26 protein-coding genes are annotated in these 25,755 nt (G+C 42.8%); 14 read left to right on the top strand and 12 right to left on the bottom strand.

All coding sequences use genetic code 11. The features are described from left to right. The first annotated feature begins 212 nt into the window (after positions 1 to 212). Positions 213 to 1,478, top strand: a complete 1,266-nt coding sequence (locus tag V7K84_RS00130; RefSeq protein WP_334835215.1) for a DUF4912 domain-containing protein — start codon at positions 213 to 215, stop codon at positions 1,476 to 1,478. Between the two features lie 85 nt (positions 1,479 to 1,563). After that, positions 1,564 to 2,490 carry a phosphodiester glycosidase family protein gene (locus V7K84_RS00125; protein ID WP_334835213.1) on the top strand — a complete coding sequence of 309 codons (927 nt, stop codon included), beginning with the start codon at positions 1,564 to 1,566 and terminating at the stop codon, positions 2,488 to 2,490. A gap of 213 nt (positions 2,491 to 2,703) precedes the next feature. Here V7K84_RS00125 and crtR read toward each other — a convergent pair whose 3' ends face one another. Then, positions 2,704 to 3,765: a beta-carotene hydroxylase gene (crtR, locus tag V7K84_RS00120; RefSeq protein ID WP_334835210.1), complete on the bottom strand. Its 1,062-nt coding sequence runs from the start codon at positions 3,763 to 3,765 to the stop codon at positions 2,704 to 2,706. 738 nt (positions 3,766 to 4,503) lie between these two features. Here crtR and V7K84_RS00115 point away from each other — a divergent pair. After that, on the top strand, positions 4,504 to 4,926 hold the full coding sequence (locus V7K84_RS00115) for a lysozyme inhibitor LprI family protein (RefSeq protein ID WP_334835208.1): 423 nt from the start codon (positions 4,504 to 4,506) through the stop codon (positions 4,924 to 4,926). A gap of 232 nt (positions 4,927 to 5,158) precedes the next feature. Here the strand turns inward: V7K84_RS00115 and V7K84_RS00110 are convergent, their stop codons facing one another. From V7K84_RS00110 to V7K84_RS00085, 6 genes are all read right to left on the bottom strand, one after another. Further along, positions 5,159 to 5,866 (bottom strand): actin-binding WH2 domain-containing protein, encoded by a 708-nt coding sequence (locus tag V7K84_RS00110; RefSeq protein ID WP_334835206.1) that lies wholly within the window; start codon positions 5,864 to 5,866, stop codon positions 5,159 to 5,161. Positions 5,867 to 5,908: 42 nt separating this feature from the next. Beyond that, positions 5,909 to 6,613, bottom strand: coding sequence for an actin-binding WH2 domain-containing protein (locus tag V7K84_RS00105; protein WP_334835204.1), 705 nt, complete (start codon positions 6,611 to 6,613; stop codon positions 5,909 to 5,911). Positions 6,614 to 6,636: 23 nt separating this feature from the next. Then, entirely contained in the window at positions 6,637 to 8,184 is a 1,548-nt protein-coding gene (locus tag V7K84_RS00100) for an FAD-binding oxidoreductase (protein WP_334835202.1), read from the bottom strand. A gap of 258 nt (positions 8,185 to 8,442) precedes the next feature. Continuing rightward, positions 8,443 to 10,410, bottom strand: coding sequence for a pentapeptide repeat-containing protein (locus V7K84_RS00095; protein WP_334835200.1), 1,968 nt, complete (start codon positions 10,408 to 10,410; stop codon positions 8,443 to 8,445). Between the two features lie 75 nt (positions 10,411 to 10,485). Next, complete coding sequence (locus V7K84_RS00090) at positions 10,486 to 10,689, bottom strand: hypothetical protein (protein WP_334835197.1); 204 nt, start codon at positions 10,687 to 10,689, stop codon at positions 10,486 to 10,488. Positions 10,690 to 10,770: 81 nt separating this feature from the next. Then, entirely contained in the window at positions 10,771 to 11,001 is a 231-nt protein-coding gene (locus V7K84_RS00085) for a hypothetical protein (protein WP_334835195.1), read from the bottom strand. 137 nt (positions 11,002 to 11,138) lie between these two features. Here V7K84_RS00085 and V7K84_RS00080 point away from each other — a divergent pair, with 137 nt between their 5' ends. The 6 genes from V7K84_RS00080 (at position 11,139) to V7K84_RS00055 (ending at position 17,904) form a co-directional block, all read left to right on the top strand. After that, positions 11,139 to 11,324: a hypothetical protein gene (locus V7K84_RS00080; protein WP_334835192.1), complete on the top strand. Its 186-nt coding sequence runs from the start codon at positions 11,139 to 11,141 to the stop codon at positions 11,322 to 11,324. Positions 11,325 to 11,695: 371 nt separating this feature from the next. Continuing rightward, positions 11,696 to 13,573, top strand: a complete 1,878-nt coding sequence (locus V7K84_RS00075; RefSeq protein WP_334835190.1) for an NAD(P)H-quinone oxidoreductase subunit F — start codon at positions 11,696 to 11,698, stop codon at positions 13,571 to 13,573. A gap of 51 nt (positions 13,574 to 13,624) precedes the next feature. Continuing rightward, complete coding sequence (locus V7K84_RS00070) at positions 13,625 to 14,338, top strand: carbonic anhydrase (protein ID WP_334835188.1); 714 nt, start codon at positions 13,625 to 13,627, stop codon at positions 14,336 to 14,338. A 133-nt stretch (positions 14,339 to 14,471) separates the two neighbouring features. After that, the gene (locus V7K84_RS00065) at positions 14,472 to 15,968 is read left to right on the top strand and encodes an NADH-quinone oxidoreductase subunit M (protein WP_334835186.1); all 1,497 of its coding nucleotides are present in this window, start codon (positions 14,472 to 14,474) and stop codon (positions 15,966 to 15,968) included. Positions 15,969 to 16,004: 36 nt separating this feature from the next. Then, positions 16,005 to 16,595 (top strand): CDP-alcohol phosphatidyltransferase family protein, encoded by a 591-nt coding sequence (locus V7K84_RS00060; RefSeq protein ID WP_334835184.1) that lies wholly within the window; start codon positions 16,005 to 16,007, stop codon positions 16,593 to 16,595. Position 16,596: 1 nt separating this feature from the next. Beyond that, positions 16,597 to 17,904: a CO2 hydration protein gene (locus V7K84_RS00055; protein ID WP_334835182.1), complete on the top strand. Its 1,308-nt coding sequence runs from the start codon at positions 16,597 to 16,599 to the stop codon at positions 17,902 to 17,904. A 256-nt stretch (positions 17,905 to 18,160) separates the two neighbouring features. On the opposite strand, the gene V7K84_RS00050 is transcribed toward V7K84_RS00055, so the two are convergent. From V7K84_RS00050 to V7K84_RS00035, 4 genes are all read right to left on the bottom strand, one after another. Further along, entirely contained in the window at positions 18,161 to 19,378 is a 1,218-nt protein-coding gene (locus V7K84_RS00050) for a glutathione S-transferase family protein (RefSeq protein ID WP_334835180.1), read from the bottom strand. Positions 19,379 to 19,867: 489 nt separating this feature from the next. Further along, on the bottom strand, positions 19,868 to 21,088 hold the full coding sequence (gene chrA, locus V7K84_RS00045) for a chromate efflux transporter (RefSeq protein ID WP_334835178.1): 1,221 nt from the start codon (positions 21,086 to 21,088) through the stop codon (positions 19,868 to 19,870). Positions 21,089 to 21,090: 2 nt separating this feature from the next. Then, positions 21,091 to 21,525 carry a beta-lactamase hydrolase domain-containing protein gene (locus tag V7K84_RS00040; RefSeq protein ID WP_334835175.1) on the bottom strand — a complete coding sequence of 145 codons (435 nt, stop codon included), beginning with the start codon at positions 21,523 to 21,525 and terminating at the stop codon, positions 21,091 to 21,093. Positions 21,526 to 21,575: 50 nt separating this feature from the next. Next, positions 21,576 to 21,728, bottom strand: coding sequence for a hypothetical protein (locus V7K84_RS00035; protein ID WP_334835173.1), 153 nt, complete (start codon positions 21,726 to 21,728; stop codon positions 21,576 to 21,578). A gap of 377 nt (positions 21,729 to 22,105) precedes the next feature. Between V7K84_RS00035 and V7K84_RS00030 the strand changes: the two genes are divergently transcribed. Further along, positions 22,106 to 22,648, top strand: a complete 543-nt coding sequence (locus V7K84_RS00030; protein WP_334835170.1) for a GNAT family N-acetyltransferase — start codon at positions 22,106 to 22,108, stop codon at positions 22,646 to 22,648. Between the two features lie 58 nt (positions 22,649 to 22,706). On the opposite strand, the gene V7K84_RS00025 is transcribed toward V7K84_RS00030, so the two are convergent. Further along, on the bottom strand, positions 22,707 to 23,969 hold the full coding sequence (locus V7K84_RS00025; protein ID WP_334835167.1) for an RNA polymerase sigma factor: 1,263 nt from the start codon (positions 23,967 to 23,969) through the stop codon (positions 22,707 to 22,709). A gap of 172 nt (positions 23,970 to 24,141) precedes the next feature. On the opposite strand from V7K84_RS00025, the gene V7K84_RS00020 reads away from it, so the two are divergent. The 4 genes from V7K84_RS00020 (at position 24,142) to V7K84_RS00005 (ending at position 25,664) form a co-directional block, all read left to right on the top strand. Then, on the top strand, positions 24,142 to 24,501 hold the full coding sequence (locus tag V7K84_RS00020; protein ID WP_334835165.1) for a YciI family protein: 360 nt from the start codon (positions 24,142 to 24,144) through the stop codon (positions 24,499 to 24,501). A gap of 35 nt (positions 24,502 to 24,536) precedes the next feature. Beyond that, a complete protein-coding gene (locus V7K84_RS00015; protein ID WP_334835162.1) occupies positions 24,537 to 24,980 on the top strand; it encodes a YybH family protein in 444 nt (147 codons plus the stop codon). 22 nt (positions 24,981 to 25,002) lie between these two features. Next, positions 25,003 to 25,413, top strand: coding sequence for a VOC family protein (locus V7K84_RS00010; RefSeq protein WP_334835160.1), 411 nt, complete (start codon positions 25,003 to 25,005; stop codon positions 25,411 to 25,413). Between the two features lie 92 nt (positions 25,414 to 25,505). Beyond that, on the top strand, positions 25,506 to 25,664 hold the full coding sequence (locus V7K84_RS00005; RefSeq protein ID WP_334835158.1) for a VOC family protein: 159 nt from the start codon (positions 25,506 to 25,508) through the stop codon (positions 25,662 to 25,664). Positions 25,665 to 25,755: the final 91 nt, after the last annotated feature.

Genomic DNA, 25,755 nt, shown 5'->3' with positions numbered 1-25,755 from the left:
ATAAAAATCCTCCGATCCCAAAGAAATGCTAATTTTGGCACAATAAGGAATTGAAAGGGTGTTGGCTCAATTTAAAAACAGATTAAAAAAGTTAAAAACTGGGCAAAACCAGGAGTCAGGATAAGAAATTCATCTGGAATGGATGAGATTTTACATAGCATTCTTTAACCAGGGGAAATCATTTACCGCTTAAACTACTGGAGGCCAAATTAATGGCAAAAGAACGCCCGCCACTAGAGGAGATGACCTTACGCCAACTACGCAAAGTTGCTAGCGAATATAGCATCTCTCGCTATAGCCGAATGCGTAAATCACAACTACTGGCATCAATACAAGAAGTCCAGCGTAGCAGAACTTTACTCAGTCCATCTCGTTCATTGGAGGCACAAGAAACCGTGGAAGCTGCAAAGTTTGAATTAGGTCAGGAAGATCGTACTGGCGGATCTTTGGCTGATGTTGATGAAGGACTGGCAGATTTGCCCTCTGGCTATGGTGAAAGCCGGATTGTACTTTTACCGCGCGATCCTCAGTGGGCTTACACTTACTGGGATATTCCCAATGAACACAAAGAAGAACTGCGTCGGCAAGGCGGACAACAACTGGCACTACGGATTTATGATGTCACCGACATCGATATCGAATACCAAAGCCCACATAGCATTCAAGAATATCCTGCTGATGAACTAGCTAGAGAATGGTATCTACCAGTTCCAGTTAGCGATCGCGATTATACGATCGATATCGGCTATCGTGCTGCTGATGGTCGTTGGTTAGTACTAGCTCGTTCTAGTAGAGTACACATTCCTCCCGTCTATCCTTCTGACTGGATTGAGGATGTCTTCATCGCTGTAAATTTTGAAGAAGATTTACGTGGCAAAACTCAGTACGAACTAGTTCCCCCTGCCAAAAAGATTGCAGCTACCGCCAATGGCAATGTTGGCAATGTTGGTAATAATGCTGTGAATGGCAACCCCATCTATGACGAAATATTTGGTTTAGCAGAATCTGCCGAATCACTACGGGTTGCTGGTTCTATCTTCGGCTCCCAACAAGGTGCAGCGCGTCCTGAACAAGCTATTAGCTCCTACATTTTCCCATCGGGTGTGGGTCTGTGGGCAACTCCTACCGTATCTGGCTTAACCGCTTCCGGTGCAGGAATGTCAGGTGTTGGCTTCTCGGCTTCTGCCGTACCAGTGCGTCCGCGCCAGTTCTGGTTAATTGCCGATGCTGAGTTGATAGTCTACGGTGCAACCGAACCCGATGCTACTGTAACCATTGGTGGCCGTCCGATTAAGCTAAATCCAGATGGAACATTCCGCTTCCAGATGTCCTTCCAGGATGGTTTAATTGACTACCCAATTTTGGCTGTAGCTGCTGATGGTGAGCAAACCCGATCGATTCAGATGAAATTTAATCGTGAGACACCATCTCGGAATACTAACACCAAAGAAGAAGCTGTTGTAGAATGGTTCTCTTAAGTTTTGGCTCTGAGATTGACTCCAGACTGAAATTTTAAATTATTCCCCGCTATAGTAATTCTGTAGCGGTTTTTTTTGTATTATTATGTCTACAAAAAAGTTATTTTTGTTATTTATCTTGATAATCAGTGCAAGCTTATTATCAGGTTGCCAAAAGATTGAAGCAAATTTAGTCCCAAAAGCGTCTAAGAGTTGCCCTGGCAAAGATGCCAAGTTCAGTATTGATTTTTTTAAAACCAATAATCAAGGTAAAAAAAATCCTAAAGGTATTAACAATGTAATTATTTTTAATCCCAAATCAGCTGAATTAGATTTCAAAGTTAATGTTGGTCTATCTCATAAACTCTACGCCAAAGATAGTAGAGGTAAACTGCGTAAAGAATATGTAGCAAAACAGTTTCATGAACTCATCGCTGATGAGAATGCCAAGTTAAACGGACAGCTACCCATTGCTGCAATTAATGCGGACTATATAGATACTGAGGATAAACCCCAAGGCTTAAATATTTCTCGTGGCGTAGAGTATTCAGGAGCATTTAAAAATAAACGTTCTTCCTTTGGGATATCAGGAGGTACACCCCAGCAGCGACAGGCTACTATTCAAGCTGGCAGAAGAACAAACGATATTCTCAATTACAATTTAGTGGGCGGTAATGGCAGATTCTATCGTCAGGGTAAGTTTAAAGATATTTGTCAAGATTTGGGAGAATTTGCTTGTAAAAATGCAACTAATCGCTCTCTGGCAGCTATCACTAATCAAGGCTATGTAATCTTATTAGTTAATGACTTGAAAGCTAATTCCGAGATTGAATTATCTCAACTTAATCAAGAGTTACTGCCAGATATGTTTGATAATGTCCTAGAAGGTATTGCTAGCAATAACTGTTTAGGTAAGATTCAAGAAGGTATTTTATTTGATGGAGGTATGTCTCCAGGATTGTATTACAACCAGAAAACTTATGTAGAAAACCTTGGGCCGATTGGTTCAGTTTTTTTGATTTACAAAAAATAAAATAGTTATAATTCCCACATTTATTGCACCCCTCCCCGATGTTTTGACCGTCCGCATAATTAGTTATGCTAACCACAGTCATTGCACCCCACCCCTTAATCCCCTCCCCGCAAGCGGGGAGGGGAGACAAAGCGTAGCTTTGGCGGGGGTGGGGTGATTCGGGTTTAATAAGCAATCAAGCGGACATGATATAACTAATTCACGAGTTAATGCTTATTTACGATTTTGGGATTCATCATGATTTTTACTTTTTTGATGAGAAAAGCGAATTCCTACAAAGATATCGTAAATAAACTCTAAAAAGTCTTTCTTTTGTAGTAACCCTGAAGTTTGATAACAGCCTTTTTCATCTAACAAAGGCTTCATCAGATAGTATGTAGACTGATATTTGTACCAGGGAATACAAGTCCATAAATGATGAATTAAATGGTAGTTCTGACCTAAAATTAGGATGTTAAGAATTGGGCTAGGGTATACACGAGCATTTTTCCAGCGATCGCGTTCAACAAAGGGACGATGGGGCAAATAATCAAAAAACAAGCCCAGTATTAATCCCACGATACCAGAAGGTACAACCCAAAAATTGAGAACGTACATTAAAAAATGATACTGAACTGAGATATAAACAATTGCAACAACAATTGAGCGACTAATTAACCATTCCCATAGTTCATATTTGCGCCACAGTCGCCGTCGAAAGAAAAACACCTCGTGAGACAAGAATCGAAATGCAATCATCCACAGCGGGCCACCTGTAGAAACAAAATGATCTGGGTCATCTTTAGGATCGTTGACATGAGCGTGATGCTGCAAATGTACTCGTGTAAACACTGGGAAAACGAACCCTAGCATCAGGGCGCTACCATGCCCTAATATGGCATTAATGACTCGATTGCGGTGGGCAGATTGGTGACAAGCATCATGAATTACTGTTCCAGAACAATGCAAAGCAATAATATTAAAACTAAAACACAGCCAGTCTGGCCATTGCCAAAGCCAGTAACCACAATGAGATGACACCAGTACTGTCACAGATGCAAAAAACAGTAGTAATGTAGGATTGAAATCACCAGGAGGCGCTAACAATTCTTTTGGTGGAGCTTTCAGCAGTTTTTGTGCTTCTGAATTTACTGTTCTTACTTCTGTATCTACTACGTCTTTAAATATGACTTCCAAGTTGTTGCCATTTAGCTTTTTATAGTCATCAACGGCTGGGTCGATGATGATTAGGCTTTTGTCCGGGATGTCAAAAAAATTAGGATCTAAAGAGGTCATAATTTTCCTGGTCTTGATTCGTTGATAAAATGGGTTTGAAATCCCAAACTCAGCCAGCACAGAATAGATTTCTTGCCCCGATTAGAGAGATGAAAAGATTGAAAATTTAGCCAATACTCTTCTCTATTCAAATTAGGTATGGACTGTAAGAGATAGGGAATAGTAAAAATTTTGAATTCCTTGTTACACTACACACATAAAATAAAATATTTGATTTTTCATTTTGAGAGTTGCTCCTGTTACTCATCATGCCAGCGACAACGGCATACATAGATTTTGGTTTGATATCGACATTTATCGATTTGCCCAGTCAATCTTTTTTGCGATGTGCTGAAATTGTGCTTTGTTATTGATTTTGTGAAAAACAATTTTCAACAATATAAAGAATACAGTTATTTTAACAATCAATGCAAGAGTTTTATCGGAATTTGGCTGTATAATAAAAATATTTTAGACACAGATATCATACTTCAAACAAAAATATATATTTTATTTGCTTAAATAAAAATTTCATCCCTTTTTCGGGATGATGCAATAAGTATATATACTAGCGATCGCTTATCCGATTTCGTGCAGTTGCTATCTTCTTCTTTTAAGCAAAACTCCATCGCTGGGGTGTACTGGTAGCCAGAATGAAGCATGAGACTTCTTTGTGGAGCATACCACTTCCTACTCTGATTCTGAGTTCGAGGCTACCAAAAATATCAAATTTCTATACTTAACAACAAAGATTTTGCTATGCGTCAATTATTACTAGTTTTTTCCAGTATACTAACCCTCAGCAGTTTAAATACTCCTGCGATGACAATAGCAGGTACAACGCCTGATTTATCTGAGATGCGCTTAGTTCAAAAGTTAAACTGCAATAATCCTCAAACTCAAGCAGCAATTAATGAATGTACGAAGTTATCTTATCAGAATGCAGATAGAAAACTGAATCAAGTTTATCAACAATTGATATCTACATTAGAAAGGCCTAGAAAACAGAAATTGATTGCTGCACAACTTGCATGGATAAAGTTTCGAGATACCAATTGTGAGTTTGAAAGAAGCAGATATGAGGGCGGAAGTATTGCCTCTACCATTTATTTTGGTTGTTTGGAAGATACTACAAAACTGCGTACCCAACAATTACAAGAATATCTGAAAACTGACCCTTAAGCTGAAGGCAGGCTAGAAGACGCTTTTAGAGATTAGACTTGTTGCATGAATTTAAAGCCCTCACCCTAAATCCCTCTCCCAGGCTTGGGAGAGGGACTTTGAGATTTGCATTTGTGTAAGAGGTATGTTGAGTTAGAGACTCAATGAATGCATTCCCAGGCGGCAGCCTGGGAACGAGGAAAGTTAACTACTAGTTGTCACTGGGAACTAAAGTAATTACCTTTTTCTGAGATTAACGCAAACCTAAAATTTCGGAAATTGCCGTTACAATATCCAAATAAAAGTTGCCTTTCACTGCCCGAAACAACTCAAATTTAGAGTCAGGCGCACCAAAAAACGGTCTGAGAAACCATCCTAATTGCATACCAACAAAGGCATAAAGCAATAACCAGGATCTTAAAATAGTGGTACGGGTTTTTTTACCAACTTCATCTTGTTGAGAAAGTAATTGCATTCCTTCATACAGGAACTTTACGCCAAATACGCCTGTAATGCCAAAAATAAATACATTCAGCAGTTTAAAAAATTGATAAGAATCGGGTGTAGTGATTAGAAAAAATAGCGTAACTGGTGCCAAGCTAAATAAAAGTACGCTAATCACTGATACAGATGTAAGTAATACAACGAAATGCTGTAAAATACTGCTCCGAGAACCAAACAAAACATTAAAAAAGAACAAAGTTGGGAAACAAATAATCAGCGTGATTAAATAGAATACCGGAAGTTTAATTGCACCAGATAATGCCTGTGCCCAACTGTGGGATGCACCGATAATTGCTCCATAAAGGGCGAAGAATATAGAACTAGTTACGAACAGAGAACTGATTTTATTTTGTAATCTGATTCCCAGACGAATTTCTTCTAAGAATGACTGGCGATCGCGCAGTAAATTAACCAAAACACCAAATTGTTGAATTCCGCGATTTTGCTTTTTCAGCATAATTTTATAGTTGGTATATTTTGGGCAATTGCTAATGACTAATTAACGGAATCCAAAGAGATAGCTAAGAGATTTAATCACGCTTAAATAGAAATTACCTTCTCTTTCGCGGAATAGTTCAAACACAGAACCAGGTGTGCCAAAAAACGGTCTGAGAGTCCATCCTAATTGACTGCCTACGAAAGCGTAAAGAAATAGCCAAAATTGTAAAATCTTTTGGCGTGTCTTGGTACTTTCATCATCTTGTTCTAAAACTAAACTCGTGGCTTGATATAAAGACGAAATACCAATAAATCCAGTGATGGCAAAGATAAAGACATTTAACAGAATTAGAAATTGGTAATTATTGGTGGTAATTAAGAAAAACAGTGTGATTGGAGCAAAGCTAAATAAAAGTACGCTGGTGACTGAAACCGCAGTTAAGACTAATGCTAAATGCTGGGCAAAAGTCCGCTTGGAACCAAAAATAATATTTGCAAAGAACAACGTCGGGATACAAATCAAAAGTGTGATTAAATAGAGGGCTGGGAGTTTAATGGCGGAAGATATAGCTTGCATCCAACTATGGTATGCACCAATAATTGCACCATAAGCAGCAATAAATAAGGAACTGCAAACCAGCAGCGAAATGATTTTATTTGGTAATCTCGTACCTTGGCGAATTTCCTCTAGAAATCCTTGGCGATCGCGCAGGAATCCAATCAGCACTGCAAAGTATTTGATTCCTGATGATTTCCGTTCCATCATGTTATCCTCACACAGGTAAAATTCTAAGTTTCATCTGAGTAATCACCGCCAGAACCATACTTCCAAGCATCAATGAAACGATGCCAATAATATTGTTGTTCTTTTGGTTGATTCTTAATCCATGTTTCTAGCATTGGACTTAGCGAAAACAAGGCAGTGTATACACCTAAATTACTGTAATGTAACATCCAATCTATCAAACTTGCCAAACCTACTTGCGGAATTATCTTGGCAACTATTCCAGGATGATATAAACCAGTTTTTAACAGTGTTTGCGTCAGTGCCGAAAATTGCACTATATCTTGTAAAAATGGTTTTAGCACTGGTGTACCCAACTGTTGCATTTCCTGAAATACTGCTGAGAGTAATTGATTAATTTGATCTGGGGCAATTTTCTGATTTACACCAACACTCATCGCCCTTTGAAACAACCAGGTAACAGTCAAACTTGGCTGATAGGGTTGCAGGAGTGTTAACGCTTTTGCTGATAATTGTTCTGTTTCCAGTGCTTCGGAAATGCCATAAGTTAAACGCTTTAGGTGACGCACCATTGCCCCAAAACCACCAAAACTCAAAGGAGATTGATTACCACTGCTATCTCCTACTGGTAGAATGCGACTCCAAGGGGTTTTTAGCGGACTTTGGCGATAGGTGGGAAAGAAACCAAACAATGCTCGCTGAAATTTGAGGTTGCTCAACTCCACTCCCTGATATTCTGGAAGAAGACGCAGATATTCCTCAAACATCGCTTCTAAACTCAAACGTTGCGGTTCTGCATCCATGTAGGTAAACAAGTAAGTGGTTCTGCCATCCCTGGCTGGGAAAGCTTCCCAGAAGTATTGGCATTGATTTTGCAAGGATGTGAAGGATAATAATAAATCGCCTGAGTTATTTTCTGGAAAACCTTGAGCGCAACTTCCTACAACTAAGCACAGCGCGTCTGGTTTTTTGCCTTGTCGTGCTTGTTGGGTGATGGGTGAAAAATGTCCCATTGCATCGATTAATAAGCGAGTTTTGAATTGGTTATTTACCATCACCCCATCGGGATGAACTACCGCTTCGGTAAAGGGTGTGTTTTCTAACAAGTTCCCACCTGCGGCGAGAAATCGAGTTTTCAAGGTAGCTAGTAGATAAACTGGATCTACGCCGATATTCAAGACATCTTCTACCCAAACTTCTGTACCGCCAGCAAAACTAACTCGCGCTGGGTTATATTGAGTGGCGATCGCACTTGCTAATTCTTCCTCAGTGAGCAAGTTTAATTCCACAAATACATCTAATTCTTTGCGAGAAATGTTCCACTCTTGTTCCCTCCCCCGCAAAATTCCCCGTTCCAGCAACGCTACCCGCAGTCCCTTCACCGCCAAGGCGCAACCAATTAAAATACCCAAAGTGCCACCGCAGATAATTACATCGAAGTCTACAGCGCCTAAAGGCTGTTGACTTTCTGTAACTAAGGTTGGTACTGGTGCAGAGTTTTCGCGCAGAGATGTGAGAATGCGATCGCCTTGGCGCAATCCTCCTAAAACATCGCCGGGTAATTGGGAAAGAATTTCTTCAGTTAAAGACATTTTGGAAAAACTCAACTCTACATTCCAAAACTACCTGAGAATGAAGAAAGTAGATGCAATCGTGGCCAGGTAAATCGCAATTGAAATAGGACTGACGCAAGAGAGATCCCCCCTAACCCCCCTTAAAAAGGGGGGAACCGAAATCAAAGTCCCCCTTTTTAAGGGGGATTTAGGGGGATCTAAAACGTTTTGCTACTGACCAAAGAACTTTTAAAACATCGTTTTAAGGATTTTTTATTTAAAAGACCTCACGTTAAATTATCCCAAACCGAATAATTTTGCGATCGCAGGTAATAATTTATTAGTCGATTCAACCAGAGAAGCAACAGCAGGTAAGCCTGTAAATATGCCTTTCAACATGGTGATTGCAGTTTTTGCCGTCTTCTGCTTGGTGGATTCTTGAGGATTTTTACCCGCTTCTGCCAAAGTGTTCACCTGTTCTAGCGCTTCGGCTTTGTCTTCTTCTGACAAATATGTGGATTGGACGATCGCATCTTGCAACTGCGACAATAATTCTTTGATTCCTGGTTTTTCGGCATCGGTTGCATCGGGTAACTCATTGAGGGCAATACTCACGTTACCGCTAATGGTTCCTAGATTAGCAATAGAATTATTGCCAGCGATACCGCTAACATTACTGCTGCCTTCAATATTGATGCCGCTAATATCTGACATATTTGTATCTCCTTGTGTATAAAATTTTGGCTGCTTGAGAGCAGTATCTACCATATTTTCTAAACTAATAATGCGCTTATCTTTTTCTATCAGTAATAATTGCTGACTCTGCGATAAAGCTTTGAGTTGATTATAATCATCAAAATATTCTGCACTCAGTTGAGATTTATCGCTACCTGCGGCGGTTTTGGCTCTGAGCAAGATTTTATCATCGCCGCGTTTCTCCATTGCCACGATTTCTAACTCAGCTTCGGGATGGTTTTCGGCAAGGTTTTTGAAGGCTATGGCAACAGCGCGAGGGTCAACGCCTTGATTATGGTAAAGGTCGAGGGTGTCAAAAATTGGCTGGATAAAGTCGGAAAAGTCGCCGTCTGCAAATACCTCTTGTTTATTATCAGGTTTGCGGAGCGGGTCGGGGTCTTCTTTGGTGGGTAAACGCATAAAGACATATTCACACCTCACCCCATGCAATTTAGTTGTATTTGTAATGCCCCAATCTTCAATGTACGCGCCGGTGAGGGTTGCACCTGTTAAATCGGTTCCGTCTAGTTGCGTTTGCTTCAGCTTTGCTCTTGACAAATCGGCATCTTGCAAGTTTGCTTCACTGAGGTCAGCGCCTATAAAGCTGGCATCTGCTAAATTTGCTGATTGTAAGTTGATACCCCGCAGGTTTTCACGGTAAAAATTCTTATCCTGTCCCTGTCCTGTAACCAGGAGTTGACGTACTTGTGAGTTTTGCAGATAAGTTGAGCCAGGACGAACACGGTCAAGCATTTTGGTTTGATGCCAACGGCTACAGATAAGAATAGTGTTTCGGAAATCTGTACTTTTGAGTGTGGCTTGGGTGAAATCAGCATTGGTTAAATTAGCGCCACGAAAACTTGTACCTCCTGTTGCAGCAAAGGCGATCGCAATATTGCGAATTAAGGAGTGCTTTTGATCTCCTTTCATAGCTCGCCAGCTGATGTAGATACTAAATAACGTTCCGGCTCCGGCGACGGCTCCGGCGAAGGCTCCGGCGACGGCTAAGGCGAAGGCTCCGGCTCCGGCGAAGGCTCCGGCGACGGCTAAGGCGACGGCTAAGGCTAAAGCGACGGCGAAGGCGATGGCGACGACGACGGCTCCGCTGAAGGCGACGCCGACGGCTCCGCCGGCTCCGGCGAAGGCTCCGGCGAAGGCGACGGCTCCGGCTCCTAAACTAGCTATTATTCCTTGGCGAATCGTGATGAAGAAAAAGGCAATCAATGTGATTAGAGCAACCCAGCCCGCACTCTGGTCATCACTGGATGAGTTAAATATCTGCGACACCAAGTAACCATTGAAAGTCCAGAGAAATCCTGACAGTCCGGACAATAAGAATGAGATAATAACTAAACTAATTACCCAACGTCGTTGCAGTCCAGCTTTGGCATGACTGAAGTTTGTCCCTGTCAGGTTGGCTTTGGTGAAGTTTGCCCCTCGGATGTCGGCATAGCTAAAGTTTGCACCCGCAAGGTCTTGTCCTTTGAAGTTGCGTCCTCGAAGATTTTGACCGGAGAAGTCTAAAGCCATGTTTCACTTTACGGAGGTGAGCAAATTTTACTACACGCTCACCCCTGTAAATTCAGGAATGGTTAGATATATTTGTTAGTTGAGCTTCAAAGGTGCAACTTCGAGGATAAAAGCCGCAACTTCGAGCCTCAGAAGGTCAAAGTTGAGCCTCAGAAGGTCAACGTCGAGCCTCAGAAGGTCATCGTTGAGCCTCAGAAGGTCAACGTCGAGCCTCAGAAGGTCATCGTTGAGCCTCAGAAGTTCAAAGTCGAGCCTCAGAAGGTCAACGTCGAGCCTCAAAGGCTCATTTTTCCACTTACTTTTATATTAAAACTCGATGTGCGACTTAATATTCTGACCTCTCTCCAAACCTCTCTCCTTTTAGGAGAGAGGCTTTGATTTTTGCTCCCCTTCCCATGTAGGGAAGGGGTTGGGGGTTAGGTTTGCGTCTAAGTTGGCAGTTAGAGAACCGTGAGAGACTGCGCCGATGAAGTCTGCAAGAGGATCGCTGCTTTGGGTACGTGCAAGTTGTTGAACATACTGCAACACGTCTTTTAGGTGTTGCTCTGGCAGTTGTTCAATAGCGTCAAAGATAGCTTGTTTCGTTGTCATGGCGATCGCTCAATGTCGCTTTCAGGTTGTTAATATTTTATCTGCTAAACTGCGGTTCGCTCACGCCTACAAACTATAGCCAAGTCTATTATGTGGATATAGACACTGCATAACAACCTGCATTACAGGAAATACTGATGGAACGCTCGAAAATAATTGCCATTCTTACAGGTGCGATTTCGGTCATTTTAGCGATCGCCTACCTCATCGTAGTCCAACTCTTAGACTACCGAGACATGAAACCCGCCCCCATCAGCCAAGTTGACTCACCACCTGCCATTACTATCTCTCACTGGCAGGTTGACAAAATCACCAAAATATAAATTACATTTAGTCGATTTCTAGAGACGCAATCAATCGCGTCTCCTGTCATTTATATGAATTGATAAAACTAATGATAACTATTGATTCATCCCTCATTCAATGCATAGAGTAAGAATAAATACTTATTGTTTCTTGCGGAAATAGTTGATTATATAAGAAATAATTAGAGTTATTATCCTAAATTTATTTAATTAACTAATTCCCTTTTGACAGATATAACGGTAAGCTGTTTCTAACAAAATTAAATAAACATAAATTTGTATGTTCTGCGTAGGCGTCGTCCGTCGTAGATCATCGCTGGGTTAACTGGGATCAACGCCAGTTGACTCAAAACCACAAATTTTTAATGACAATTATAGAGGTGAGTTAGATGGCTCAGTTTCTACTAGAGACTGTTTGGCTAGTTCCGTGCTATGCCTTAATAGGTGGCTTGTTAGCTGTGCCTTGGTCGCCAGGGATCATTAGGAAAACAGGGCCAAGACCGGCGGGTTACGTAAATTTGGTAATGACATTTTTGGCGTTTGTGCATAGTGCGATCGCCTTACAAGCAACTTGGAATCATCCAGCCCAAGAAGTCTTTATTCCTTGGTTATCTACAGCTGGTTTAGACTTAACCATTGCTTTGGATATATCCTCAGTCAGTGTCAGCGCTTTAGTTGTGATTACTGGCTTGAATTTGCTGGCGCAGATTTATGCGATCGGCTATATGGAAATGGATTGGGGTTGGGGACGCTTCTATTCTTTATTGGGATTATTTGAAGCCGGATTATGTGCCCTTGCTCTGTGTAATAACTTGTTCTTCAGCTATGTAATTTTGGAAGTTCTCACACTGGGAACCTATCTACTAGTCGGCTTATGGTTTAGCCAGCCTTTGGTAGTTTCAGGTGCGAGAGATGCGTTTTTAACCAAGCGGGTGGGAGACTTATTCTTGCTGATGGGCGTGTTGGCATTATGGCCTTTAGCTGGAACTTGGAATTATACAGAATTAGCTGAATGGGCGGCTACTGCTAATGTCAACCCGACAACTATGGCATTGGTAAGTTTAGCTTTAATTGCTGGGCCGATGGGTAAATGTGCCCAATTTCCCCTGCATTTATGGCTAGATGAAGCGATGGAAGGCCCGGTTCCCAGTACGATTTTGCGGAACTCGGTAGTAGTAGCTAGTGGTGCATGGGTGCTGATTAAATTGCAACCTGTGTTAACCATCTCGCCCATAGCTTCCTCGGCGATGGTTGCGATTGGTGCGGTGACAGCCGTGGGTGCTTCATTAATTGCGATCGCTCAAATCGATATGAAACGCTGTCAATCCTATTCTGTCAGCGCATACATGGGTTTAGTATTCATTGCGGTGGGAGTGCAACAAGACGAAGCGGCGCTATTGTTAGTACTCACCCACGCCCTATCCGCAGCACTATTGGTGATGAGTACGGGCGGAATTATCTGGAATAGCATCACCCAAGACGTAACCCAAATGGGTGGATTGTGGAAGCGTCGCCCGATTTCTGGAATCGCCTTTATTGTCGGCAGTTTGGGATTAATTGGTTTTCCACCACTGGGTAGCTTTTGGGCGCTGATGGAATTAGCAGATGGGCTGTGGGAAACTCAACCTTGGTTAGTGGGAGTAATAATCGCGGTAAATGCTTTGACAGCGGTGAGTTTGACCAGAGAATTCGTTTTACTTTTTGGCGGTAAAGCTACTCAAATGACACAGCGATCGCCTGAAGCTCACTGGCCGATGATTCTGCCAATGATGATTCTACTTGGCTTTAATCTAAATCTTCCTTTCATCTTGCAAAATTTATCACTTTTACCAGATTGGGCAAGCCTAAATAAAGATGTCGCACTACTTTTAAATTTGTCAAGTATTTTCGGTTGCGGTATCACTGGTGTGATTTATTTCAGCAATATTCCCAAACCGATTCGCCTGCCTTGGAAAGGTTTACAAGACTTAATCGCATACGATTTTTATACCCCCAAACTCTATAAAATGACCATAATTTTTGGAGTTGCCAAAATTTCCCAACTTGCCGATATGATTGACCGCTTTGTAGTCGATGGCATCGTTAATTTTGTTGGTTTATTTTCGCTATTAGGTGGCGAAGGTCTCAAATACAGCAACTCTGGGCAAACCCAGTTTTATGCACTCACTGTTCTTCTAGGAGTGAGCTTTTTAGGAATGTGGGTAACTTGGCCATTTTGGGGAATGCAATTTTTAAATATGGTTTTTCAAATCTCGACAATTGGATAGCAGTAACTATCCTACTAAAAGTTAACAGTTTAATATTGTGAGGAGAATTTCATGAGCAGACAATATCCCCAAATCAATCTTTCCAGAAGAGGTCTATTGAAGTTTGGTGCAGGTGCGATCGGTACAGGTGTATTGACAGCCGGACTTAGCTCAAACTTACTTGCAGCCGAAACAAAATCAGCACCAGATGATATTACCCCCGATAAGGCACTGCAAGAGTTATTAGATGGAAATGATAGGTTTGTTAAAGCAAAACGTCGCAATCCTAACCAAACTCAATCACGTTTAATCGAAGTTGCCAAAGGTCAAAAGCCCTTTGCTTCTATTTTAGGCTGTGCAGATTCACGGGTTCCTTCAGAGATTGTCTTCGATCAAGGACTTGGAGATTTATTTGTCTGCCGGATAGCTGGTAATATTGCCACAACACAGCAAATTGGTAGCTTAGAATTTGGCAGCTTAGTATTAGGTACTAAAGTCATCATGGTAGTAGGGCATGAAAGATGTGGTGCGGTACAAGCGGCGATAAAAGGCGATCCAGTGCCAGGGCAAATTGGAAGTTTACTTGAAGCAATTAAACCAAGTGTAGAAAGCTCAAAAGATAAATCAGGAGATAAGTTAGAAAATGCTTGTAAAGCAAATATTTTAGCGCAAGTTGAAAAATTGAAATCATCGACAGTTTTATCTGAGTTAATCAAAGCAGAAAAACTGAAAATAGTCGGTGGTTATTACGATTTAGATACTGGAAAAATCAGCTTAGTTAGTTAGCTTTTTTGTCCTTTGTCATTAGTCATTGGTCACTTGTACTGAGCGTAGTTGAAGTATTGGTCATTGGCTAAGAGTAAGTCATAAAGGACAAAAGACAAAGGACGAAGGACAAAAGACAAAGGACAAAATTACCATGTTAAGTGTATTGATTTGGCTCCCAATTTTTGCTGCTCTTCTCATAGCAATATTACCTCTAAGTTTCCCTAAACATCGCATTCGTTTAACGGCATTAATTTTTTCTGGGATAGTTCTTTTCTGGAACCTGTTTATCCTACTAAAATTTGATATCAGCAATCCAGGAATGCAATTTAAAGAGTATTTACCCTGGAATGAAACCCTTGGTTTGAGCTATCAAATAGGTGTTGATGGGCTTTCTATCTTGATGTTGGTGTTAAATAGCCTGCTTACCTGGATTGCTATTTACAGTAGCAGTAAAGAAACTGAACGCCCCCGGCTGTTCTACTCCATGATCTTATTAGTTAGTGGAGGAGTTGCAGGTGCTTTTCTAGCAGAGAATTTGCTGCTATTCTTCCTATTTTACGAACTAGAATTAATCCCCTTCTATTTGCTAATTTCCATTTGGGGAGGGGCAAAACGGGGTTATGCTGGGATGAAATTCCTGATTTATACTGCTGTATCGGGAGCATTAATTCTGGCAACATTTTTAGGTATGGTATGGCTGAGTGGTTCTACCAATTTTGCTTTTGATGCCGTCTCTACAGAAAATCTGTCAACAGCAAAGCAAATCCTTTTACTAGCAGGAATAGTAGTAGGTTTTGGCATTAAAATTCCCTTAATTCCTTTCCATACTTGGCTACCCGATGCTTATGTTGAGGCTTCAGCACCAATTGCCATTCTTCTCGGTGGCGTGTTAGCAAAGCTAGGAACTTATGGATTACTGCGATTTGGGTTGGGTATGTTTCCCCACGCTTGGAGCATTATTGCACCGACTTTGGCAATTTGGGGAGCCATCAGCGCTATTTATGGGGCAGTAGTTGCGATCGCTCAAAAAGACATCAAGCGCATGGTAGCATACAGTTCCGTTGGTCACATGGGCTATATCTTGCTAGCTGGTGCCGCCAGTACTCCCTTAGCACTCGTTGGTGCAGTCGCCCAAATGTTCAGCCACGGTATCATTCTGGCGATTCTCTTCCACTTGGTGGGAGTTGTAGAAGCCAAAGTCGGTACACGCGAGTTAGATAAACTCAATGGTTTAATGAGTCCCATACGCGGTATACCCTTAATTAGCGCCTTACTAGTTTTAAGTGGGATGGCTAGCGCAGGTATTCCCGGTTTAACAGGATTCATCGCCGAATTTCTCGTCTTTCAAGGTAGTTTCTCTGTTTTTCCCATCCCGACAATTTTGTGTATAGTGGCTAGTGGATTAACCGCAGTTTATTTTGTCATCCTCCTCAACCGCACCTGTTTTGGCAGACTCGATAACTTCGCCTACTATCCCAAAGTCCTTTGGCCTGAAAAAATCCCCGCTTTAATTTTGGCAGCTTTCATCATCTTTTTAGGAGTACAACCTACATGGTTAGTGCGTTGGAGTGAATCCACAACTACAACAATGGTGGCTGCAATTCCCCCTTTGGAAAAAACCGTAATCTCTGAAGTCGCGCTGAAGTAATCAATAAGAGAGTTACGCATCGATAAAGGAGGAAGGATGAATCTCACATTAATTCCCAGTAGTCTTGTTTTATTTCGCTTTTTGATATCTCCATTCCTCCTGTTAGATGCCTGGGATGGCAAAACCAGTATTTGGTTCATCGTCGGTTTTGTCGCAGCCTTTCTCTCCGATATTTTTGATGGCATTATTGCGCGGCGACTAAATGTCAGTACTGCCCAATTGCGCCAAGCTGACAGTTGGGCTGATGTCTGCCTTTTTAGTTGTATTTTCGTAAGTGCGTGGATAGTTTATCAAGATATTCTCGTTACTTATAGCGTCCCTTTGCTAATGATTGTTTTTGCTCAATTGCTGTGGTGGGTGGTGAATTTAGTGAAATATGGTAAACCCGCTAGCTATCACACCTACTCTGCAAAATTTTGGGGAATCACTCTTTTTATTGCCGTTATTGCCCTGTTTGGCTTTGATTACGCCGGAGTTACCGTATGGCTGACTTGTATTGCTGGTACAATTCACAGCGTCGAAGAAATTGCTATGACGCTAATACTCCCAGTTTGGACACATGATGTTTTAAGCATTTTTCATGCCCTGAATATTCGTCAAGAATCACTAACACCAATTACTAAATAATATGACAGCAATTAAAACAGCAATTAAATTACCACCTTCAACGCACGAATTTGCCGATGTAATTCATCGCTTAGAAGCAGGCGGTGCAATGTTACCCGATACTCCAGAAAATTTGATGCAAATCATCGGTTTATATAAAGCTTATGCTGTACCGATGGATTTTTACTGGCGTGACCTACTTTATATTGCTGAAAATGAATTTTTAAACCCGGTTCCTTTCTTTAAATACTTCTTACCCAAAGAGTATTTAGAACTGCATAATCATTACGCTGGCGACGATGCCGATTTACGAATTTGGCGCGGCGAAGCTACTGCACATCCAGAACTTTTGGCATTTATTGAGAAGGGTGAAACTTTCAAAATGCCAAAGTTATTGCATCACTTATTCCACGATCGCATTAACATGGAATTTGCGGAAGCTTGTATGCGGGCGATGTTGTGGCACAGAGGGATGGGTGGACAGTTTGACCCTTATCTAGATTCTGAAGAATACAAAGCCAACGCTGACCGGGCAATTAAAGCTTACTTCCAAGGGAACCCAGTCATGCTGGGAATGTACAAGCTGTTCCCCGATATGTTTTTGGAACAGTGCCGCCAGATGTCATACTACGCTAATCTGGGCTTATTCTGGGAAATCATGGCCCCAGTATTCTTTGAAATGTCAGACCGCTATGACGAAGGTACTATTACCAGCGTCCCAGAGGCGATGAGCTTCATAGTTAATGGTATATTTGCGATCGCAGGTCGTCCCATTTACCATCACGTTTATATTCGTGGTGAATGCTACGAAATTATCCCCAAATCCAAGGGTTTCATGTGGTTATATGAAGCTGCATTACCTTATGTAGAAGCAGTTTTCTACCGCACTGCACCCTTCCGAGGCACAAAATCTTATAATGCTCAAGCGCGTCAAGTACCAGAAGACCAGAAAGACTTTCACTTTGGTATTCTTTACGCTGATGTATTTCCAGTGGGTACTGCTGGCATTCCCCCGACATTATTAATGCAAGATATGTTACATTTTTTGCCACCATATCTTGTTGATTACTACAGCAAACATTGCCGGGGTGAAGAAGATATGTTGATTCAGTTAGGAGTGAGTTTTCAACGCTCAATGTATTGTGTTACTTCTGCGGTAATTCAAGCTTTGCGAACTGCTCTTTTATATCCTTTAGATGACCAAAATCCCAAGCATTTACAAGCTAATCGAGACTTTTTTGAAATGCAGCTAAATCGCTTTACTCGTGCTGACTACAATATTCGTGATGCTGCTCGTTTAGGAAGCATTCAAAGTCAAGATTATCGTTGACATCCTCACCGCCGTGAACGCACTCTTAAGAAGGAGTAATGAGTAATAAGTAATAAGTAATGAGTAAATACCCATTTTTCATCCATTCATTACTCATTACTCATTACTCATTACTTTAAAGCCGTGCTGGAAACACGGGGTTTTAAACCCATTTTTCTGATAAGACATCTCCATCTAAAACCTTTGTAGAGACGTATCACTGCTACGTCTCTACATTCTTTTATACCAGATTGCAAATGACTTGGAAATGCGATCGCTAATAAAGAGATGCCAACACTTTATCAGCTGCTGCGCGGAATGCAGTTGCAGCACCAGCACTCATATCCCGTGGCGCACAGATGCGATTTCTCACATAGGCCAGTGTAATAGCACCAACCGCAGCCGCAGTGGGGTCGGCATTATCTTTACCACCCACGCGCCCCCACGGTAATGCTGCACCATTACCATTGATGAGATAGTCAGCCAGCAATCTGAGGTGAAAATCAACCGCTTCTTTAACGGCTGTTGTGTCGCCATTAACCGCCAATGCTTGCACCCCGGAGTTTTTCAGAATATCTCCTAAAGCAACTTCTCGGTTATCAGTCAACCTTTCAGCCGCTTCTGCCCGAAATTGGATTTCTTGGCTAACAGCCGGGTCAGGTGGCAAAGGATTGCCGATTGGTGTTACGCCCCACCGACGACGCAAAAGTAAATTGTTGGTGGTATCATCCGATTTGACGCGGTGATAAGCGGGACGTTGTTTGAGCGCTTCAAACCAAGCGTTGATCCGAGGATAGCGGGGATTTCCTTTGAGTTGATATCCGCGATAAACGGGTAAGTTCGCCGCCAATCTGTCTAAATGGGGACTATAAGTAATATCTACCACGCTAAATGTTGATAAAAAGTAGGGACCGGGATACTTTCCGAGAAGTTGCTCTAGCTCGTCTAATTTCGCTTCAAAAGCTGCCTGTAAACTTGCTAATTCATTCGGATCTTCTGGGGGTTGTCTGAGAAATTGGTAGGCGATATCTCTCACACCATTGGTTTCAGCATCATCAAGCCACTGCCTAGCAACAGCGTTTTCTTTTGGGTCTTCAGGAAGCAAGGTTGGCCCAAATCGTTCTTCTAAGGCTAACAGAATATCTTTGGATTCATAAACTAACTTGTCCTCAATTTTCGCTGCTGGGACAAGTGTTGTGGGAACTAAATCGGTATACCATTTAGGCTTGTTAGTCAAGTCGATAAACTCTGTTGCAAAAGGAATTTCTTTTTCTTCGAGAGCAAACCAAACCCGTTCGCAAAATGGACACCAAGAGTTAGTATCGCGGTAGAGCAGTACTGGCGGTTCTGTATCTGGTGCCAGTTTATGAAGACTGCTAGGAATAGGAGCGGTAGAAGGAGATTGCCCTGGTCTACGCACCCGCCGAGCCGGGGTATTTTTTTGGGCAATTTCTAACAGTTGTTCCCAATTATATACTGTGTCTTGAATTGACATATTTCACCTTAGTTTAGGTTAACTTGATTTCCACAAATGAGTCAGAGTGATTTATAAAGTAAATATAAGTAGTGGCGTAGCAAGGCTAAATTATTGCAAAAAAATTGTAGGTTGGGGAGCCACTGCGTTGGGCGGCTATGCCGACTTGTAGCACGTGGCGTTTAAGAAACGAAACCCAACACTCCGATCGATGTTGGGTTGAGCAAAGCGAAACTCAACCTACATCTATTTAAAAATAGATAAAAAGCTAAATTTTTGAATTTCGACCATTAACTACTGTAAATAAGTGTATTTACCGGAGTTAATAGTGATTATTACATGAAAATACTTTGAAAGCAAGATTTAATCTATCTATTTTTTGACTTACTTAAGCCGTCAAAATCAGAAAAATCTCTATCAATTCGAGTCATAGACAGGATAAAAAGCTTAAATCAAAAAATACACTTAAACGAATAAGTGTATAAAGTCAAGCTTAAAATACTTGCAATTTCATCGAGTGTAGCCCAAGAGTGAAGCACCCCATCCAATGAAGGCGCTACCAAAGACTAGCCATCCAGCATTGATGCGAAAGTGAATGGCTAAAATGGCTGAGACGATCGCGATCGCCAAGCCGAGAAAATCTACAAATGGGGCTTGTGGTAATGTTAAAGTCGCTGTCCCCAGTTGCAGAGTAGTCACAACCATTAAGGCTACAGCACTAACATTCACAGCATCCAAAAATGCTCTAGTCCAAGAAGAGGCTCGTAAGCGTGGAATTAGGGGATTTAGGGCAGCAACAAAAACAAAAGAAGGTAGAAAAATTCCAATAGTGGCAACAATTGCCCCAGGTATGCCAGCAATCACATAACCGATAAACGTAGCAGTGGAAAGTACTGGCCCAGGGGTAAATTGACCAATTGCGATCGCATCTAATAACTGCTGTTGTGTCAGCCAGCCGTATTCTTGAACTAATCCCCCTTGCAGAAAAGCCACCAAAAGGTAGCCACCACCAAATAAGACACTACCGACTTTGAGAAAAAACCAACCCAACTGCCATAAAGAAACGTTGGCTACAGTAGATGCAGTAGCTATCGATGTAGCAAGTACAGCTGATGCTTTCAAGGTTGCACCTGTGCTGAGACTAGCAATCAGAAAGTTGGCTTTATCTCCTGGTTTGTCGTTTTTCTCGCCAGAATGTAACCAAACCATCCCCAGCAATCCCCCAATTAATAGGGCAATTACTTCATTTAATTTGAATAACAATGTCAGCAATGCCACAGCGAAAGCAATTACTAACAATTGGCGGGTTTTTACAGCCTTTTTTGCCAAGCCCCACAGGGCATTGATGATGATTGCTAAAACAGCTGGTTTAATGCCATAAAGCAAAGGAGCAATTTGGGGTAGAGTACCGTAGGCAACATAAACCCAAGCAAACCCACCAGTAATTAGAACCGCAGGTAAGACAAAACAGACGCCTGACACAATCAGCCCCAGCCATCCTGCATAGATGTATCCTATATGGATAGCCATTTCTGTAGAATTTGGCCCGGGAATTAGGTTAGTTGCACCCAGCAAATCTAGAAAATTCTCCCTTGTCAACCACTGACGCCGCTTAACCACTTCATCTTCAATCATGGCTATATGGGCAACCGGCCCCCCAAAGCCAATGACGCCCAGTTTAAAAAACAGGTTGGCGAGTTCGCCCAAACGACTTGGTGCTGAGTTAGTCATTTTTACTTGGCAATATACTTTTCAAGTAGGAATTGCTTGAGGTGGGGTTGTTCTAAATTTAAACCAAGCTCTTGAGCTTTCTGACTAATTTCCTCATAAGTCAGACCTTCACTAATTGCATTGGCAATCAAGGCGATACCACCAGCCCTTGCTCCAGCAGCACAGTGAATTAAAATTGGTTTGGGTAACTTCTCAATCTCCTGAATTGCTAACTCTGTTTGCTCTTGATTTGCTTCTGAAGGCTTTAATGGGATATTGGCATATTGCAGTCCAGCTGCTTGAGCTTGCTGCTGTTCGTCACTGAGAAAACCGGCTTCATCAGGAAAACGCAGGTTCAGCACTGACTTAAATCCCTCTTGGGCTGCCTGTTTTAACTCTTCAGAAGTTAGTTGTCCAGAAGCGCTCAAGTCGTCACTAACTTTTTTAGTGTTACTCATAATCTTTAAAGACACTATTCCGATAGTTTTATCGTAGTTTATTATGTAGATTATTTATAGAGCAATTTTTGTAGGGTGCTTTCGCCTAAAATGCAAATGCCTTGACCGAGGAAAGAATACTGACGCAAAGCAGCTTCTATTTCTTGAATCACATGAAAATCACGGTTTTCTCGCAGCATCAATTTTCCCAGTCTTGCCATCATTATTTCAGCACTAGCACTACTGTATAAATAATCGATCGCTTCAACGAAATAATCAGACTCAAAAGACTACGATCGATCTGCTTAAATTTAAAAAGCCCTGATAAAAGTTCAGGGCTTTGATTTATATACGGTTTATTAAATGCCAGCCTAAAATTTTTGCTAGCGCTTTTCTATAGAATTAATCATCCCTGAATCGCTTGCTTAAAGATAGCGGAGAACTACCCATTTTTTACCTGGGTATCTACTTAATAAAGTCTTTAGATTTGTATATATTTCTACTCTGCGATCGCTTCTTGGTAAAATTCCTCTGTCCTTTGGTATTTGGTTACACCACGGTAAATATGAGTCGGTAAGTGCTAACTAACCTGAGTAAAGCCATGAACTATAACGTACCACCGCCGATGAGGATAAATCTCCGTCCTGCTACCTTTGCTGATTTGGATCTGCTGCGACATTGGGATGAGCAACCTCACGTAGTAGACTCCGATCCTAACGATGACTGGGGCTGGGAGACAGAACTTGACCGCACTCCTGAATGGAGAGAGCAATTGATTGCTGAAATTGATGCTCGCCCCATCGGATTTATTCAGATCATCGATCCTGCACGTGAGGATAGTCACTACTGGGGTGATGTTCCGGCGAATCTTCGCGCTATTGATATCTGGATTGGGGAAGAGAGTGATTTGGGCAAAGGCTATGGAACCCAAATGATGCAGCTTGCACTTGCTCGATGTTTTGCTGACCCGCAAGTGATAGCTGTACTCATCGATCCACTTGCTAGCAATACCCGCGTCCACCGCTTTTATGAACGTTTTGGTTTCCAATTTGTCGAGCCTCGACGATTTGGTGACGATGACTGCTTCGTTTATCGTATGAACCGAGTAGATTGGCATCATGAAGGTGTCACGACAGTACATTGATACGGTTTCAATACTGTTCGGTTAAGCATTTTTAACTTGGAATTGGGCTTTGGGAAAATTAGGGCTGAACTGAGCGCAGCCGACGCTCCAGAAAGCGGCGTTCGCTGTCATTTGTAACCAGCATGAGCGCGATCGCGTAGCTCTCTGCGGCTGACGCTGAGGCTCCGATGCGGCGTAGCATCTCGGCACGGGTGGCGTGAAATAGATGGTAGTCATTAAGTTGGGGAGCAAGCCCATCAATGAGTTCGAGAGCTGTCTGAGGAGTCTCTATCATTGAGATTGCCACCGCCCGATTCAGCGAAACAATCGGCGAGGGCTGCAAGCGTTCGAGCAAATCATAGAGGCGGACAATTTGTAACCAGTCCGTTTCTTCTGCTTGTGCTGCTTGACAATGTAGTGCGGCGATCGCTGCTTGCACTGCAAACGAACCAATTTCGCCCCGCAATGCCTCTTCAACGAGCGGTAGCGCTTCAGCAATCTGTTGTTGATTCCAGCGACTACGATCCTGATCTTCGAGCAACACCAGATCGCCCGCCTCATCCAAACGGGCATCGCGTCGGGAGTCGTGCAGCAACATCAGCGCCAAAAGTGCAGTCACTTCTGAGGGCGGTTGCGGTGCCATCAACATCCTCACGAGGCGACCCAGCCGAATCGCTTCTGTGCAGAGGTCAGCCCTCACCATCGTCTCGCCCCTAGTCGTCGCGTAGCCCTCATTGAAAATCAGATAGATCGCCGTCAGCACTGCGTCTACCCGCACAGACAGATCGGTTGTGTCCGGCACTTTATAGGGAATACCTGCATCCCGAATCTTGCGCTTGGCACGCACCAGTCGTTGCGCCATCGTTGCCGTGGGCACGAGAAACGCCCGCGCAATTTCATCTGTTTCCAGTCCGCCCAGCAGCCGCAGCGTCAAAGCAACCTGCGCCTCGATCGCCAGTGCTGGATGGCAGCAAGTAAAGATCAGCCGCAGCCGATCGTCTGGAATTTCGTCTGTATCGTAAGTTGGCTCCTCGCGGGTTGGGATTAACCCGGAGGCGGCGTACCATTCCAATTTTTCCGTCAGCCGTGTCCGCCGTCGGAGGCGATCAATGGCTTTGTATCGGGCTGTTTTGACGATCCACGCACGGGGGAGATCGGGTACACCGCTCGACTGCCATTGATTCACAGCCGCTATAAAGGCTTCCTGTACCGCTTCTTCAGCTACATCGAAATCCCCCACCAACCGGATGAGGATAGCGACGATCCGCCCCCATTCAGCCTGATAAAGGGAGGCGATCGCTTGCTTTACGTCTGTTTTTCCGTTTGGGATTATACCTGACATAAAAAATTTTTGGCGAGGTGTCGATTTGAGTTAGCACCGTTCGACTTACTAACAAAGGGAAACAAGGGAGGTATACCCAGATCGTACTAAACGATAAAAATTTTTGGTGGAGTGTCGATTTGAGTCAGCACCGTTCGACTTACTGACAAAGGGAAATAAAGGAAACAACCCCATGAAATATTTGCTGCTGATTTACCTGGAGGAAAATGCCCTGAGCCAAACTGAACGGGAACATTGTTATCTAGAATCCGCGCAACTGGCACAACAACTCAACTCGAAGGGGCAGTATCTCGCAACCGCCCCACTCCATTCTGTGGCCACTGCAACCAGCGTTCGGGTGCGCGACGGCAAACCACTAATAACTGACGGGCCGTTTGCAGAAACTCGCGAACAATTAGGCGGTTTTTTTCTAATTAATGCTCAGGATCTCGACGAAGCGATCGCGATCGCCGCGCGGATTCCAGGCGCGCACGTCGGCACTGTTGAAATTCGACCTGTAATTGAAGTTGCAGGCTTGCCAGAAAATTCGTAACTGCATTCAACCTCAACCCAAAAGGAGAGATGACAATGACAACTAAAAGCGCGATCGCAACTAATGAAGTTCAGATTCGCCAACTAATTGCCGAGCAACAACGCGCTATCTGTGCCAAGGATGTTGAGCAAATCATGTCCCACTATGCCAAGGAGATTATCGTCTTCGATGTTAAACCTCCTTTCCAAACCCAAGGAAAAGATGCTTGGCGTCAAGTGTGGTCAGAATGTTTGCCTTACTTCCCCGACACCTTTGAGATTGAAACACGAGACCTGAAGATTACCGTCAGTGAAGACTTAGCGGTTGCACATTGGCTATTTCGCTTCACAGGAAGCCAAGACCATCCGGCAATGCAGACCTGGATGCGCGTCACCGCTGTCTGCCAGAAAATTCAAGGCGAATGGCAGATATTACACGAACATCTCTCGATTCCATTCGATCCGGAGACTTCTCAAGCTGTATTTACGCTCAACCCATAGCCCAATCTACTGAGTCAACACCATGAAACTCAATCCTTATCTCATGTTCAACGGCAACTGTGAAGCCGCGTTCAAGTTCTACGAACACTGTCTTGGCGGCAAAATTGTCATAATGATGACCCACGGAGATGCGCCCTCAGCCGAGCATATACCTGCTGAATGGCATGACAAAATCATGCACGTCTGCCTCGATTTGGGCGATCGCCTCTTGATGGGGTCTGACAGCCCGCCTGGGTATTTTGAAACACCCCAAGGCTTTTACGTGCAAATCAGCGTTGACGAGCCAGCGGAGGCAGAACGCATCTTTCATATCCTGGCAGAAAACGGAAAAGTGAAGATGCCGATCGATCAAACCTTTTGGTCTGTCCGCTTTGGTATGTTGGTCGATCAATTCGGCATTCCCTGGATGGTCAACTGCCAGAAAACTCCTTGACTTGTGGGGAGGCGCTTATGGGCGTCTTCCCTGTAAAACCTCAGCGCTTTTTCGTCGAGCTTTGACTGTGCAATAATTCAAAAGAAGAACCCATGAGTACTCAAATTTTCGTTAATCTACCAGTTAAAAACCTCAATCAATCGATCGAGTTCTTTACTCAACTCGGCTTTGAGTTTAATTCTCAATTTACTGACGAAACTGCCACCTGCATGATTGTGTCCGAAAACATTTTCGTCATGCTCTTGACCTAAGCTGTTGCGCCTACAATTTGCATATAATAAAGATGAATATAACTTCGGGTACAGGTTGTTATGCCGGCTATTGGCTTTCTAAGTTTAGAAC

Origin of the sequence: Nostoc sp. (genome assembly GCF_036917315.1) — a bacterium.
Classification (GTDB): Bacteria; Cyanobacteriota; Cyanobacteriia; order Cyanobacteriales; family Nostocaceae; genus Nostoc.
Note: the sequence above shows the minus strand (reverse complement) of the source record. Positions and strands in the feature narration are given on the sequence as shown.

What these genes read in the sequence shown, in the direction of transcription:
- V7K84_RS00130 (WP_334835215.1), top strand. Translation starts at nt 213, where the DNA reads ATGGCAAAAGAACGCCCGCCACTAGAGGAGATGACCTTACGCCAACTA.
- V7K84_RS00125 (WP_334835213.1), top strand. Translation starts at nt 1,564, where the DNA reads ATGTCTACAAAAAAGTTATTTTTGTTATTTATCTTGATAATCAGTGCA.
- crtR (WP_334835210.1), bottom strand. Translation starts at nt 3,765, where the DNA reads ATGACCTCTTTAGATCCTAATTTTTTTGACATCCCGGACAAAAGCCTA.
- V7K84_RS00115 (WP_334835208.1), top strand. Translation starts at nt 4,504, where the DNA reads ATGCGTCAATTATTACTAGTTTTTTCCAGTATACTAACCCTCAGCAGT.
- V7K84_RS00110 (WP_334835206.1), bottom strand. Translation starts at nt 5,866, where the DNA reads ATGCTGAAAAAGCAAAATCGCGGAATTCAACAATTTGGTGTTTTGGTT.
- V7K84_RS00105 (WP_334835204.1), bottom strand. Translation starts at nt 6,613, where the DNA reads ATGATGGAACGGAAATCATCAGGAATCAAATACTTTGCAGTGCTGATT.
- V7K84_RS00100 (WP_334835202.1), bottom strand. Translation starts at nt 8,184, where the DNA reads ATGTCTTTAACTGAAGAAATTCTTTCCCAATTACCCGGCGATGTTTTA.
- V7K84_RS00095 (WP_334835200.1), bottom strand. Translation starts at nt 10,410, where the DNA reads ATGGCTTTAGACTTCTCCGGTCAAAATCTTCGAGGACGCAACTTCAAA.
- V7K84_RS00085 (WP_334835195.1), bottom strand. Translation starts at nt 11,001, where the DNA reads ATGACAACGAAACAAGCTATCTTTGACGCTATTGAACAACTGCCAGAG.
- V7K84_RS00080 (WP_334835192.1), top strand. Translation starts at nt 11,139, where the DNA reads ATGGAACGCTCGAAAATAATTGCCATTCTTACAGGTGCGATTTCGGTC.
- V7K84_RS00075 (WP_334835190.1), top strand. Translation starts at nt 11,696, where the DNA reads ATGGCTCAGTTTCTACTAGAGACTGTTTGGCTAGTTCCGTGCTATGCC.
- V7K84_RS00070 (WP_334835188.1), top strand. Translation starts at nt 13,625, where the DNA reads ATGAGCAGACAATATCCCCAAATCAATCTTTCCAGAAGAGGTCTATTG.
- V7K84_RS00065 (WP_334835186.1), top strand. Translation starts at nt 14,472, where the DNA reads ATGTTAAGTGTATTGATTTGGCTCCCAATTTTTGCTGCTCTTCTCATA.
- V7K84_RS00060 (WP_334835184.1), top strand. Translation starts at nt 16,005, where the DNA reads ATGAATCTCACATTAATTCCCAGTAGTCTTGTTTTATTTCGCTTTTTG.
- V7K84_RS00055 (WP_334835182.1), top strand. Translation starts at nt 16,597, where the DNA reads ATGACAGCAATTAAAACAGCAATTAAATTACCACCTTCAACGCACGAA.
- V7K84_RS00050 (WP_334835180.1), bottom strand. Translation starts at nt 19,378, where the DNA reads ATGTCAATTCAAGACACAGTATATAATTGGGAACAACTGTTAGAAATT.
- chrA (WP_334835178.1), bottom strand. Translation starts at nt 21,088, where the DNA reads ATGACTAACTCAGCACCAAGTCGTTTGGGCGAACTCGCCAACCTGTTT.
- V7K84_RS00040 (WP_334835175.1), bottom strand. Translation starts at nt 21,525, where the DNA reads ATGAGTAACACTAAAAAAGTTAGTGACGACTTGAGCGCTTCTGGACAA.
- V7K84_RS00035 (WP_334835173.1), bottom strand. Translation starts at nt 21,728, where the DNA reads ATGATGGCAAGACTGGGAAAATTGATGCTGCGAGAAAACCGTGATTTT.
- V7K84_RS00030 (WP_334835170.1), top strand. Translation starts at nt 22,106, where the DNA reads ATGAACTATAACGTACCACCGCCGATGAGGATAAATCTCCGTCCTGCT.
- V7K84_RS00025 (WP_334835167.1), bottom strand. Translation starts at nt 23,969, where the DNA reads ATGTCAGGTATAATCCCAAACGGAAAAACAGACGTAAAGCAAGCGATC.
- V7K84_RS00020 (WP_334835165.1), top strand. Translation starts at nt 24,142, where the DNA reads ATGAAATATTTGCTGCTGATTTACCTGGAGGAAAATGCCCTGAGCCAA.
- V7K84_RS00015 (WP_334835162.1), top strand. Translation starts at nt 24,537, where the DNA reads ATGACAACTAAAAGCGCGATCGCAACTAATGAAGTTCAGATTCGCCAA.
- V7K84_RS00010 (WP_334835160.1), top strand. Translation starts at nt 25,003, where the DNA reads ATGAAACTCAATCCTTATCTCATGTTCAACGGCAACTGTGAAGCCGCG.
- V7K84_RS00005 (WP_334835158.1), top strand. Translation starts at nt 25,506, where the DNA reads ATGAGTACTCAAATTTTCGTTAATCTACCAGTTAAAAACCTCAATCAA.